The sequence below is a fragment of the Acidimicrobiia bacterium genome, from assembly GCA_040902765.1.
GTDB lineage: Bacteria > Actinomycetota > Acidimicrobiia > Spongiisociales > UBA11373 > DATKBG01.
The window spans coordinates 174,610-186,828 of the sequence record JBBDWO010000002.1; the positions used below are offsets into that span (position 1 = coordinate 174,610).

Here is a 12,219-nt window from a genome sequence, read left to right on the forward strand (position 1 = left end):
CGCGGCGCAATCTGTCACACCCGGCCCGTACGGTTCCCACACCGGCAACCGGAGGACACCACCATGAACATCGTCGTAGCCATCATCTCGGCCACCATCGTCGGATTCGTCGTCGCTGCGGTGGTCGTCACCGCCATGCGTCGCCACACCCCGGCCGGTGCCGACCCGACCGATGAACTGCGCGACCTGCGCCACCGTCTCGGCGGTCTGGAAGGGTTGGTTCGGGCGGGCATCGATCAGGCGTCGACCGACCAGCGTTCGGTGCGTTCGGTCCTCGACCTGCTCACCCAGAACACGGGACGGCGTGGCTCGTGGGGTGAGGTCACGCTCCGCCGGCTCCTGGAGAACTCGGGGCTGGTCCACCTGGTCGACTTCGACACGCAGAAGCGCCTGCCCAACGGGTCCCGCCCCGACGTCGTCGTCGACCTCGGCGGTGGGGGTCGCGTCGTCATCGATGCGAAGGCACCGCTCGACGACCTCAAGGCGGCGTTCGAGGCGGACACCGACGCCACGCGCCAGGATGCCATCAAGCGCCATGTCGCCACGGTGCGCCGGCACGCCACCGACCTGGCGACCCGGGACTATGCCGCTGCCCTCGACGCGGCCTTCACCCCGGTCGTCATGTACCTGCCGGTCGACGGCGCCTGGGAGGCGGCCATCGACCACAGCCCCGACCTGGCTGCCGACCTGCACCGCCTCGGTATCCATCCCGCCTCGCCGTCCACTCTCGGTCTGGTCCTGGCCATCGTCAAGCAGCATGCCCTCGACAGCAACCGTCACGAGGCGATGCTCGACATTCTCGGCGACACCAAGCGGCTGCTCGACACCCTTGGCAAGCACACCGACCACCTGTCGAAGATGGGACGGGCCCTGGAGACCGCGGTCCGGGCCTACAACGAGGGGGTCGGGAACTTCAGCACCCGGGTTCTCCCGGCCACCGCTCGCATGTCCGCCCACCTCTCACTCGCCGAGCCCGAGTCGCCCGAGTCGGTCGAGTCGACGCCGTCGGTCGAGCGGGTCCCGGTAGACGACGGCCAGATCGGCCGGGTGGCCTGACCGTTCAGTCGTCGAAGGCGATGCGGTGCTGGAGTTCGAGGTCGGCCAGGGCGTTCCCCCTCCTGACTCGCTCCTGAGAGAGTCCACAGCGCCTCGCCGATGACGAGCGACCGGCGAGGCTCGAGTACTGTTCGGTAGGACGCAGCACCCGAGCATCCCGGTTCCCATTACCGTCCCGCTGCAATGTCTCGAATCCTGCTCACCAACGACGACGGCATCGACGCCCCCGGGCTGCTGCACTTCGCCCGCAGCCTCTCCGACATCGCCGAGGTGCGAGTCGTGATCCCCGACCGCGAGCGATCGTGGGTGGGCAAGGCGATCACCAGGTACGAGACGGTGACCGTGGAGCGCGTCGACCGCGACGGGGTCGCCATGTACGCCTGCTCCGGATATCCGGCCGACTGCGTGCAGTTGGGCATCCACACGCTGTTTCCCGACCAGCCCGACCTCGTGGTGTCGGGAATCAACGTCGGCTACAACCACGGGGCCGCCTACCTGCAGTCGAGCGGCACCGCTGGCGCCGCCCTCGAGGCCGGTGTGGCACTGGTGCCCGCCATCGCCTTCTCGGCCGGATCCATGGTGACGCCCTGGAACGACTGGAAGCACGACGCGCTCTCCCCGTCGGCGGCTCCCATGTGGCAGCGACTGGCCGCGGTCGCCACCGCCATCGCCCAGCGGGCACTCACCGCCGCCCGGCCGGGGGACGTCCTCAACGTCGGACTCCCCGACACGGCCTCGGCGGGGACGGAGCGCCGGATCACCACCGTGGCACCCGTGCGCTACCGGAGCCTGTTCGCCGGGGACGGTAACGGATCGTTCATCCACGCCCACGGGGGCCTCGACTTCGACGGGGCGTCTCTGGAGGGCACGGACATAGGGGCCGCCCACGACGAAGTGATCTCGATCACCCCAATCGCCGGAGCAGGACACGGATCGGCGTCACCCGGGCTCCTCGAAGCTGTCTCCGGCTGAGGTCAGACGCAGAGTTCGACGAGCAGCCGGTACGGGTTCTGCAGGTTGTCAAGATCGATCGACCGGGAACCCGGCATCCACCCGAGGTGCAGGTGCGCCGTGGTGGCGTTACCCGACCCACCGAGCGTTCCGATCACCTCACCCCCCTCGACCCGGGTGCCGGTCCAGATCCACTCCTCCCAGGAATCGAGGTGGGCGTAGTAGTAGACGTCACCGGTCGAGTCGGCACGGATGTAGATCTGGCGGCCTCCGGCCCAATGCCAGCTCGCCTGGATCACCGTGCCCGCTTCGATCGCCGCCAGTGGGGTGCCGAGTGGTGCGTGGAAGTCGGTTCCCTTGTGGACCCTGCCCCACGGCCGGGCATCGTGCCAGTCGTCCTCGAAGTCCCATCCCCCGGGGACCGGGCACACCCGAACCGGGGCACGGTCGGCGACCAGCGCCTGCAATTCTCCGAGCAATGCCACCACCCGGGACCACTCGCCGATCACCTCGTCCACGGTTCGGGATCGACTCGACCCGGGTGTCACCAGGTCGAGGATCACCGAAGGGCCCGACGCCACGAGTGCGTGGGTCGAGAATAGGGGGACCGTCGGCAGGCTGAGCGCGACACGCTGGGCCGCCGCCACCCGGCTCGAGCCGACGAAGCCGTCGATGCGGGCCACCAACCACTCGACTCGCGCCGCCCCATCCTCGTCGGGCAGCGTGGAGGTCTGCGCAACGGCGTCGATCATCCACCGAACCCCCTCGACCAGCTCGGCCAGATGAGGGGGATCCGGAGCGGGCTCTTCCTCGTCGTGGGCCAGCGCCGCACCCGGGGTCAGCAAGGAGATCACCGCGAGCAGGGCAACGAGTCGTCGGAAGGGCTTCAGCACGAACAGGGAGCCTAGGTCAACCCGTCCACAACCCGCCCTGTCGGGGCCGACTCAGGAGCGGCGGCGGGGCGCCACGATGACCTCGCCGCCGGGTCCGTCGACCACGGTCACCCTCGCCCCGGAGAAGCGCATCAAGATCTCCTCGGTCAGCACCGATCGCGGCGGGCCGTCGGCGACCACGATGCCCGCATCCATGCACACCAGCCGGTCCGAGTACTGCCCGGCCATGGTCAAGTCGTGAATCGCGGCGAGCACGGATATACCCCGCTCGATGCGCAGGTCCTCCACCAGATCGAACACCTGCTGGGCGTGGCCCACGTCCAGGGAGGTCGTGGGTTCGTCGAGGAGCAGCACCTCGGGTTGCTGCACCAGGGCGCGTGCCAGCACCACGCGCTGCCACTCGCCGCCCGACAGGGTGCCGAGACGCCGGTCGGCGAGGTCGGTGGCGTCGAGACGCTGCAGCACCCCGGTGACCAGGTCACGGTCGGCGTCGGTCTCGACCGCGAGATACGACAGGTGGGGGCTCCGCCCGAGGAGTGCGTAGTCGGCGACACGCATCCCGTCGGGTCGTTCGGGATGCTGTGGGACCACCGCCACCATCTGGGCCACCTGGCGCCGCCGCAGCGACGACAGCTCGCTGTCTCCGATCCGAATGGACCCCTGGTGCGGGATCACACCGGCCAGCGCCCGGAGCAGCGAACTCTTGCCAGCACCGTTGGGACCGATGATCGTGACCCACTCCCCCGCCGCCACCTCGAGATCGACCCCGCGCACCGCGGTCCTCCCGTTGTAACGCACCACCACACCCCGCGCCGTGAGACGACTCATCGGAAGCCCACCCGCGAAGTCCGCAGCACGATCAGGAAGAACGGGCCGCCGACGAAGGCCGTGACCACTCCGATCGGAATCTCCGATCCCGAGAGAGCAGTGCGCGCGATCACATCGGCGATGACCAGGAAGGCAGCGCCGATGAGCAACGACAGGGGGAGGATCGCCCGATAGGACACACCCACGAGAAGCCGCACCGCGTGCGGCACGACGATCCCGACGAACCCTATGAGCCCGCTCACCGACACCGCGGCTGCGGTCCCCATCGTGGCGGCAATCACCACCGCCGTCCGGACCCGCTCCGGACGGACCCCGAGGGCACGCGCCTCCTCCTCTCCGACCGACAGGACGTCGAGCAGCCGCCGGTGGGCGAGGAGCACGACCGCCGAAACCACCGCATACGGGAGGATCGACAGCACCTCGCCCCACCCGGCGGTTACCAAGCGACCAAGCAGCCACGAGTAGACCTCTCGGATCACGTCGGTATTGCGCTGCTGGACGAACGTCTGGATGGCGGTGAAAAACGAGGCGACGGCGACACCGGCCAGGATCAAATGCAGGCCGGTGCGGCGCCCCCCGGCGGCCGAACCCAGGGCGTAGGCAGCCACGACGGCCGCGCATCCACCGGCGAAGGCAGCGAGTGGTACCACGGGCGAGCTCGAGCCCACCGAAACGATCGCCATCGTCGCTCCCAAGCCGGCCCCGGCGGCGACGCCGAGCAGGTATGGGTCGGCCAGCGGGTTGCGGAACACCCCCTGGTAGGCCGCCCCCGCCACCGACAGCATCGCACCGACCAGGGCACCGAGCACCACGCGGGGCATGCGCAGCTCCCAGATGATCGCCGTCTGCCGGGCATTGAGGCCCGAGTCGAAGTCGAGGAACGGTAGGCGCCCGAACACCTCGGCCAGCACCGGACCCGCATCGATGCGGGCGGGGCCGATGAGGACACCGACGATGGCCGCACCGATCAGGACCACACCGGCGACGACCACCGCCAGCGGGCCGACCGACCGTCCCGGATTCTTGTCGGCGGTCAGGGGACAGCCACCGCGAGAACGACGTCGGCGATGGAGCGCATGTACTCGACGATGCGCGGACCCCAGCGCGACGACAGACCTTCATCCACGGCCACCACCCGGCCGCCCAGGACGGCTGAGAGCGACTCCCAACCCGGGCGCTGTGCCACCGCGTCGGGCGAATCCCCCGACCAGGTCGTGTGAGCCAGGAAGACGAAGTCGGGATTCGAATCGATCACGAACTCGGGAGACAGCTGCGGGTACCCGCTCTCACCTGTCCCGTCGGCGATGCTCGTCAGCCCGAGCACCCCGTACACGCTGCCGAGAAACGTATCGGACGTGACGCTGTAGAACGACGGGTCCAGCTCGTGGTAGTAGGTCGACTCACGCAGGGTCTGCGGCAGCGAGGCAATGATGTCATCGATCTCGCTCCGCATCTCGGTGATCAGGGTGGCAGCCTCATCGACCCGATCGATGGCGACGGCGATGTCGGAGTACTGGGCGAACACGCCATCGAGATCTGTCGGAGCGTCGAGCACCAGCACCGGGATGTCGAGGGCGGCCAGACCGTCGACGACACCGGGATCGAAGGTGAGGATCACCAGATCCGGGTCCAGGTCGGCGATCGCCTCGACGCTGGCCTCGAAAGCGTCGAAGCGCGGGAGGTCGGCTATCTCCGCCGGAAAGTCGGACCACAGGTCGACGGCGGCGACCTGATCGCCGGCGCCGAGGGCGAACAGGATCTCGGTGTGGGTCGCCGACCCCGACAGGATCCGCTCCGGACGAGCCGGGATGGTGACGCCGGCTACCTCGACGGGATACGCCGGAGCCGCGCTCGTCGAACCAACCGTCGTGATGGTCGTGTCGGCCCCGGTGCCGCCACCGCAGGCGGCGACGACCAGAGCGAGCGTGAGTGGGAGCGCAATGCGCCTGAACATGAAGACCTCCTCGAGTTTCGAGGAGGAAGCCGTGGAGCCGGTGAGGGCTGGCCACCCTTCCTCCGAAGGCGTCCAAACCGACGCTCCGGCAGGCGACCCGACTCGTCCCCGAAGGGCTTCACGGTTGCGGGACAGTGCCGGATTCCAACCGGCTTCGCTATCCGAAGCATCACCGGTGCAAACACCGGCAAGGGGGAGAGTAGCGAGTAGCGAGTAGCGAGGGGCCAGGAGCCAGGGACGAGGGATGAGGGGCCAGGGGCAACGGGCCAGGGACGAGGGCGGTGGGAGGGCGGGCCTGCCACAGACTCTCTCCCCCCGAAGGGGGGAGTACCGCCACAGGCGGGGAGGGGGGAGGACGAACACTACGCAGGCCTCGCGACGCGTCAGCCCTCCCCCTCCGTCAGCGGCCTGCGGCCGCTGCCACCTCCCCCGTAGGGGGAAAGAGTCAGAGGGGGCCGGCCCCGATCCGCGCTGTCCAAGTACCAAGTACCCGCGTCTTCTCTGGCTGTTAGCTGTTAGCTGTTAGCTGTCTGCTCTCGACCCAGGCTGCCTTCCCCGACGCTCTGGTTACCCTCTTGGGATGCCCCGCCGCGTGATCACCACCGTCCTCGCCTTCCTCGTCGCGGCCGGTGTGGGTATGGGAGCGGCTCTCCGCGTCCGACGGCGGGTGTCACGCCGCCCGGGGACCTGGGAGCCACTCTGATGCGGATAGCGCTCAACGCGGTGACCGAAGTGGGAACCCGCGCCGGCAAGATCCTGCTGGCAGAGAGGGGACTGGACGCCCTCGGCCTGTATGGAAACGAGAGCGCGGGACGCGGTGCCGACCGCAAGGTGATGGCGATCCGGGACGTCGCCGGCTTCGATGTCCTGGTGAGCGATGACACCGCTATCACCTCGGCGCTGGCTGGCATCGCCGCCGAAGACGGATTGGCCTTCGTCACCACCGACGATCACATCGACGAGGACGTCCTGGATCGATTCGCTGCCGCCGGAACCACCCTCCTGATCGGCGCCAACGTCGCCACCGGTCTCGCACCAGCCCTCGCATCTCACGAGTCGACCCGCGTCGACACCGTGCTGCGCACCACTGTCGCCTGGACGATTCCGGGCACCCCGCGTCGCCGCGGGGTGGTGGTTCCTTTCCCCGAGCCGATAGGGCCCCGCTGGGCAGCCTCCCGCAGGCGACAGCGCCGGGCGGCGCATCGACGGCACGAGGTGCCCATTCGAGGCGACTGGGCGGGGGCAACGGTGATCGTCGACGGAATCGACCAGGGCCGGGAAGTGGAACGCGTCATCGGCGTCGCCGACCACAAGGAGCATCTCGCGGCCCTCTGTCTCGCTGCTGCGGTGATAGCCGTCGCCGAAGGGTCGTACGGACCCGGACTGCATCGTCCGGCCGATCGACCGGCGGATTACCTGTCGGCGGCGCTCAGGGTGGGACTCGGGGTGGCCACCTACACCGAGTGAGCTGCCCGGCTCACTCCTCTGCTGAGGTCGCGTCCGCCTCGTCTTCTGGTGGCACGGTCGGCTCCGGGCGGCCCGGGCTCATCGCCGGCGGTCCTCCGGCCTTTTCCGGTCCGTCGCGACGCAATGGGGGCAAGATCCCCCGGCGCCGGGCCGAGGCAAGTGGCACCGACACCGTTGAACGGTCGCTCACCGGTGTCGAGTCCTCGAGGACGGTGATTTCGATACCGCCCACGATGTCGGTGATCAGGTTGTAGACCACCACGCCGAGAGTCATGAACCCGGTCATGAAGATCATCCCGAGGATGGCGAGTAGGAGCACGATCCGGAAGTAGACGGCGCCCTGCAGGTTGAGGCCATTCTCCAGGCCGATGAGAAGAGCCATCTCGTTGATCCGCTCCGGTATGCCGGCGTTGACGAAGATCGCCCAGAACACGACCGCTCCGAGGACGAACACCACGGCCATGACCGCGTTGAACACCAGAGCGACCTTGAGGACCGACCAGGGGTCGATCTTTCTGATGACGCGCCGTACGCGGTGGACGGGCATGGTGTAGATCTCCGCTCGTTACTCGCCACCGGAACGATACCGGTCGTCCCGTACTTGATCGGGCGTCTCGGCCCCTCACCCAGGCTGGCTCAGTCGCCATTCTCCTGGGGAACCAACGCGAACGCCGACACCTCGCCGCCGTCGCTCAGGTTCATCACCTTGACTCCGGAAGCGTCACGCTTCTGTCTGCTGATCGTGTCGACGGCGGTTCGGATGACCACGCCGTTGCTCGAGGTGACGAAGATCTCCGATCCGGTACCCACGGCCCGTGCAGCTACCAGACGACCCCGCACCCTGGTGAGCTTCATCGCCTTGAGTCCCAGCCCACCCCTCAGCTGGCGTCGGAACTCGCTGACCTTGGTGCGCTTGCCGTATCCGCCGCTGGTGAGCATGAGGATGTCCGCACCTTCTTCGTTGCTCGCGGCCGAAACCACCCGGTCGCCCTCGCGCAGCCGGATGCCGTGCACCCCCATCGTGTCGCGGCCCATCGGGCGGATCTCGCTCTCCTTGAACCGGATGCCCTGGCCCATCTCGGTGAACAGCATCAGGTCGTGCTCGCCCATGGTGGTGCGGACGGCCACAACCTCATCACCCTCCTGGAGCTTGATGGCGATGAGTGTGCTGTTGCGGCTGTCGTACTCCCTGAACTTCGTCTTCTTGACCTGTCCCAGGCGGGTGGCGATCACCATGTACTTCGACGTCTCGTAGTCCCTGGTGTCGACGACCGCCTCGATGCGTTCGTCGGGCTCGAGAGGGAGCACCGATTGAGCAAGCACACCCTTGGCGGTTCGATCCTTGCGAGGCAACTCGTGGGCCTTGATGCGATACACCTTGCCCCGGTTGGTGAAGAAGAGCAGAAACGCATGTGCTGTGGTGTGCACCAGGTGCGTCGTGACATCGTCCTCGCGTAGGTTCTCCGCCTTGACCCCACGCCCGCCGCGGCCCTGGGGGCGATAGACACTGGCGTTGACCGCCTTGACGTACCCGTTGGCGGTGACGCTCACCACGATCTCCTCGTCGGCGATCAGGTCCTCCAGCGACAGGTCTCCCTCATCGGGGATGATCCGGGACCGCCGCTTGTCCGCGTACTTCTCGCGGACCTCCTCGAGTTCGGTGGCGATCAGCTTGCGTCGTCGAGCCGGACTCTTGAGGAGGGCTTCGAGATCGGCGATCGTCTTCATGAGCTGATCGTGTTCCTCGCGCAGCTTGCCCGTCTCGAGCGCGGTGAGCCGCCGTAGCGGCATGTCGAGGATGTGGGTGGTCTGCACCTCGCTGAGCTCGAAGCGCTTCATCAGCGTGGTCTTGGCCTCGTCGCTATCGGCCGAGCCCCGGATGATCGCCACGACCTCGTCGATGTTGTCCAGGGCGATGAGCAGGCCCTCGACGATGTGCGTCCTGGCCTTGGCCTTGTCGAGGCGGAACCGGGTGCGCCGCTCGATCACCTCCATCTGGTGATCGATGTAGTAGCCGATCAGCTCGGCCACGTTGAGAGTGCGGGGAACACCGTCGACCAGGGCCACGGTGTTCACCCCGAAGGTCTCCTGCAGTTGGGTGAGCTTGTAGAGCTGGTTGAGGACGACCTGGGGATTGGCGTCCCGCTTGAGTTCGACCACCATCCGGGTACCGTTGCGGTCGCTTTCGTCCCGCAGCTCGGCGATGCCGGTGATCTTCTTCTCCCGGACCAGCTCGGCGATCCGCTCCATGATTCGGTCACGCGACACCTGATAGGGAATCTCGGTGACGACGATGCCGACCCGACCCTTGCGGATCTCCTCCACCTCGGCCACGGCCCGCATTTTCACTGAACCGCGCCCGGTGAGCAGGGCATCGCGCACGCCCTTGTTGCCGAGGATGTAGGCCCCGGTCGGGAAGTCAGGACCCTTGACGAACTGGAGCAGGTCCTCGGCGGTGGCTTCGGGGTTGTCGAGCACATGGATGGTGGCGTCGACCACCTCTCCCAAATTGTGCGGCGGGATGTTGGTTGCCATGCCCACGGCGATCCCGGTGGAACCGTTGACCAGCAGATTGGGGAACCGGGCGGGAAGCACCGAGGGCTCCTGGCGCTCGCCGGAATAGTTGTCCACGAAGTCGACGGTCTCCTCGTCGATGCCGTCGAGCAGGTTCATGGCGAGCGTCGCCAGGCGGGCCTCGGTGTAACGCATGGCTGCGGGCGGATCGTCTACCGAACCGAAGTTCCCCTGCGGGTCGATGAGCGGGTACCGGCTGGAGAAGTGCTGCCCGAGCCGGACCATGGCGTCGTAGATGGCGTCGTTGGAGTGGGGATGGAACCAACCCATCACGTCACCCACGACGCGAGCGCTCTTGCGATACGGGCTCCCCGGGCGGATGCCCGCGTCGTACATCGAGAACAGGATCCGGCGATGAACCGGCTTGAGCCCGTCACGCGCATCGGGGAGAGCGCGCGACACGATCACCGACATCGCGTACTCGAGGAAGGAGGCCTTCACCTCCTGCTCGATGTCGATCAGTTCGACCCTGGCTGAGTCGTCTCTTCCGTCGGTCACTCGCTACTCGTCCCTCGCTACTCGCTACTCGCTACTCAGAAGTCAAGGAAACGGACGTCCTTGGCGTTCTGCTGGATGAAGGTGCGACGGGCCTCGACGTCGTCGCCCATCAGGGTCTGGAAGATCTCGTCCGCAAGGGCTATGTCCTCCATGGTCACGTTGAGCAGAACTCGCTGATCTGGATCCATGGTCGTCTCCCACAACTGGTCGGCGTTCATCTCGCCGAGACCCTTGTACCGCTGCGCCGACTGCTTCCTACCGCCGATCCGCTCACGCAGCTCCTCGAGTTCATCGTCGGAGTACGCGTAATGGATCGCTTTTCCCGAACGGAGGGAGTACAGGGGCGGCTGAGCGATGTAGACATACCCGGCCTCGATCAGGTCCCGCATGTGACGGAAGAAGAACGTCAGGAGCAGCGTCCGGATATGGGCGCCGTCGACGTCGGCGTCGGTGAGGATGACGATCCGGTTGTACCGGGCCTTGCTGAGGTCGAACTCGTCGCCGATCCCGGTACCGATGGCGGTGATGAGGGCCTGGATCTCGTTGTTCTGGAGTACGCGGGGCAGACGCGCCTTCTCCACGTTGATGATCTTGCCGCGGATCGGAAGGATCGCCTGGAACTCGCTGTCGCGAGCCTGCTTCGCCGAACCCCCGGCCGAGTCACCCTCGACGATGAAAATCTCACTCTTCTCAGGGTCCCCGGACGAGCAGTCCGCCAACTTGCCTGGCAGACCCGTCGACTCCAGGAGGCTCTTGCGTCGAGTCAGGTCGCGCGCCGCCCGGGCGGCCATGCGGGCTCGCGCCGCGGTCATGCACTTGTCGATGATCTGGCGCGCCTCGCCAGGGTTCCGGTTGAGCCACTCGGGCAGCATCCTGTTGAGGGCGACCTCCACGAACGACCTGATCTCGGTGTTGCCCAGCTTGGTCTTGGTCTGACCCTCGAACTGCGGTTGGCGGACCTTAACCGAGATGACCGCGGTGAGTCCCTCGCGGGCGTCCTCCCCCGAGAGATTCTCTTCCTTCTCTTTGAGAATGCCGCGATCGCGGGCGAAGTCGTTGATCGCCCTGGTCAGGGCTCGCCGGAAACCTTCCTCGTGGGTACCGCCCTCGACCGTGTTGATGTTGTTGGCGAAGGAGAGCACGTTCTCGGTGTACCCGCTGGTCCACTGCATGGCGATGTCGACCTCCGACTCTTCCTCCACCTCCTCGAGGTTGATCACATGGGCATGGAGTGGTTCGCGCTTGGCGTTGAGATACTTGACGAAGTCGATGAGGCCACCGGTGTATCTGAAGGTATCTTCGACCGGCTTGTCCTCGCGCTCGTCGGCGAGATGAATCTCGAGGCCCTTGTTGAGGAAGGCCATCTCCCGCAGCCGCGACGCCACCGTCGCGTAGTCGTAGGTGACGGTCTCCTTGAAGGTATCAGGGGAGGCGAGGAATTCGATAGTGGTCCCTGTTCGCTTGGCCGGCTTGCCCTTCTTGACCGGCGCCGTCGGGGCTCCGTGCTCGAACCGCTGGGTCCAGGTGAAGCCATCCCTGACCACCGTGGCCTCCAGCCACGCGGAGAGGGCGTTGACCACCGACACACCGACCCCGTGGAGACCGCCGGACACGGTGTAGGCGCCAGCTTCGAACTTCCCTCCGGCGTGCAGGGTGGTGAGCACCGTGGTGAGCGCGGACAACTTGGTCTTTGTGACCTTGTCCACCGGGATGCCGCGCCCGTTGTCCTTGACGGTGACCGACCCAACCTTGTTGAGCGTGACGTCGATCCGGGTGGCATGACCGGCCATCGCCTCGTCCACCGAGTTGTCGACGACCTCCCAGATGAGGTGGTGGAGGCCCCTCGGACCCGTGGACCCGATGTACATGGCCGGACGCTTGCGGACTGCCTCGAGACCCTCGAGGACGGTGATGTCCTTCGCCTCATACGAGGCCGCGTTCTTAGCCGTCACGGGGCTCCTTCTCCTGGCGGACGGGCGCTTCGTCGGGATGGTGCCG

12 protein-coding genes and 1 riboswitch are annotated in these 12,219 nt (G+C 67.0%); of the genes, 4 read left to right on the top strand and 8 right to left on the bottom strand.

What is annotated here, in order from left to right; genetic code table 11:
• Positions 1 to 63 precede the first annotated feature (63 nt).
• Entirely contained in the window at positions 64 to 1,056 is a 993-nt protein-coding gene (locus tag WEA29_01160; protein MEX2322363.1) for a DNA recombination protein RmuC, read from the top strand.
• Between the two features lie 4 nt (positions 1,057 to 1,060).
• Here the strand turns inward: WEA29_01160 and WEA29_01165 are convergent, their stop codons facing one another.
• Positions 1,061 to 1,204: a hypothetical protein gene (locus tag WEA29_01165; protein MEX2322364.1), complete on the bottom strand. Its 144-nt coding sequence runs from the start codon at positions 1,202 to 1,204 to the stop codon at positions 1,061 to 1,063.
• A 35-nt stretch (positions 1,205 to 1,239) separates the two neighbouring features.
• Here WEA29_01165 and surE point away from each other — a divergent pair, with 35 nt between their 5' ends.
• Entirely contained in the window at positions 1,240 to 2,028 is a 789-nt protein-coding gene (surE, locus tag WEA29_01170) for a 5'/3'-nucleotidase SurE (protein MEX2322365.1), read from the top strand.
• Positions 2,029 to 2,030: 2 nt separating this feature from the next.
• Here the strand turns inward: surE and WEA29_01175 are convergent, their stop codons facing one another.
• Genes WEA29_01175 through WEA29_01190 form a run of 4 tightly spaced genes read right to left on the bottom strand, consistent with a single transcriptional unit; the run spans position 2,031 to position 5,682 of the window.
• On the bottom strand, positions 2,031 to 2,900 hold the full coding sequence (locus WEA29_01175; GenBank protein MEX2322366.1) for a M23 family metallopeptidase: 870 nt from the start codon (positions 2,898 to 2,900) through the stop codon (positions 2,031 to 2,033).
• Positions 2,901 to 2,951: 51 nt separating this feature from the next.
• Positions 2,952 to 3,728, bottom strand: a complete 777-nt coding sequence (locus WEA29_01180) for an ABC transporter ATP-binding protein (protein MEX2322367.1) — start codon at positions 3,726 to 3,728, stop codon at positions 2,952 to 2,954.
• Complete coding sequence (locus WEA29_01185; GenBank protein MEX2322368.1) at positions 3,725 to 4,720, bottom strand: iron ABC transporter permease; 996 nt, start codon at positions 4,718 to 4,720, stop codon at positions 3,725 to 3,727. Before WEA29_01185 ends, WEA29_01180 begins: the two co-directional genes overlap by 4 nt.
• A 41-nt stretch (positions 4,721 to 4,761) precedes the next feature.
• Positions 4,762 to 5,682 (bottom strand): ABC transporter substrate-binding protein, encoded by a 921-nt coding sequence (locus WEA29_01190; protein MEX2322369.1) that lies wholly within the window; start codon positions 5,680 to 5,682, stop codon positions 4,762 to 4,764.
• Positions 5,683 to 5,724: 42 nt separating this feature from the next.
• Positions 5,725 to 5,866: riboswitch (adenosylcobalamin (AdoCbl) riboswitch) on the bottom strand.
• Positions 5,867 to 6,262: 396 nt separating this feature from the next.
• Here WEA29_01190 and WEA29_01195 point away from each other — a divergent pair.
• Together WEA29_01195 and WEA29_01200 are read left to right on the top strand one after the other, a co-directional pair.
• A complete protein-coding gene (locus WEA29_01195) occupies positions 6,263 to 6,385 on the top strand; it encodes a hypothetical protein (protein MEX2322370.1) in 123 nt (40 codons plus the stop codon).
• Positions 6,385 to 7,149 carry a hypothetical protein gene (locus WEA29_01200; protein MEX2322371.1) on the top strand — a complete coding sequence of 255 codons (765 nt, stop codon included), beginning with the start codon at positions 6,385 to 6,387 and terminating at the stop codon, positions 7,147 to 7,149. The genes WEA29_01195 and WEA29_01200 overlap by 1 nt, the downstream gene beginning before the upstream one ends.
• A 10-nt stretch (positions 7,150 to 7,159) precedes the next feature.
• Here WEA29_01200 and WEA29_01205 read toward each other — a convergent pair whose 3' ends face one another.
• From WEA29_01205 to gyrB, 3 genes are all read right to left on the bottom strand, one after another.
• Positions 7,160 to 7,696: a DUF3566 domain-containing protein gene (locus WEA29_01205; GenBank protein ID MEX2322372.1), complete on the bottom strand. Its 537-nt coding sequence runs from the start codon at positions 7,694 to 7,696 to the stop codon at positions 7,160 to 7,162.
• 89 nt (positions 7,697 to 7,785) lie between these two features.
• Positions 7,786 to 10,221 carry a DNA gyrase subunit A gene (gene gyrA / locus WEA29_01210; protein MEX2322373.1) on the bottom strand — a complete coding sequence of 812 codons (2,436 nt, stop codon included), beginning with the start codon at positions 10,219 to 10,221 and terminating at the stop codon, positions 7,786 to 7,788.
• Between the two features lie 35 nt (positions 10,222 to 10,256).
• Positions 10,257 to 12,173, bottom strand: coding sequence for a DNA topoisomerase (ATP-hydrolyzing) subunit B (gyrB, locus tag WEA29_01215; protein MEX2322374.1), 1,917 nt, complete (start codon positions 12,171 to 12,173; stop codon positions 10,257 to 10,259).
• Positions 12,174 to 12,219 lie beyond the last annotated feature (46 nt).

Bases quoted from the DNA above. Each gene is read 5' to 3' on its own strand.
- WEA29_01160 (MEX2322363.1), top strand. From the start codon at position 64: ATGAACATCGTCGTAGCCATCATCTCGGCCACCATCGTCGGATTCGTC.
- surE (MEX2322365.1), top strand. From the start codon at position 1,240: ATGTCTCGAATCCTGCTCACCAACGACGACGGCATCGACGCCCCCGGG.
- WEA29_01180 (MEX2322367.1), bottom strand. From the start codon at position 3,728: ATGAGTCGTCTCACGGCGCGGGGTGTGGTGGTGCGTTACAACGGGAGG.
- WEA29_01190 (MEX2322369.1), bottom strand. From the start codon at position 5,682: ATGTTCAGGCGCATTGCGCTCCCACTCACGCTCGCTCTGGTCGTCGCC.
- WEA29_01195 (MEX2322370.1), top strand. From the start codon at position 6,263: ATGCCCCGCCGCGTGATCACCACCGTCCTCGCCTTCCTCGTCGCGGCC.
- WEA29_01200 (MEX2322371.1), top strand. From the start codon at position 6,385: ATGCGGATAGCGCTCAACGCGGTGACCGAAGTGGGAACCCGCGCCGGC.
- WEA29_01205 (MEX2322372.1), bottom strand. From the start codon at position 7,696: ATGCCCGTCCACCGCGTACGGCGCGTCATCAGAAAGATCGACCCCTGG.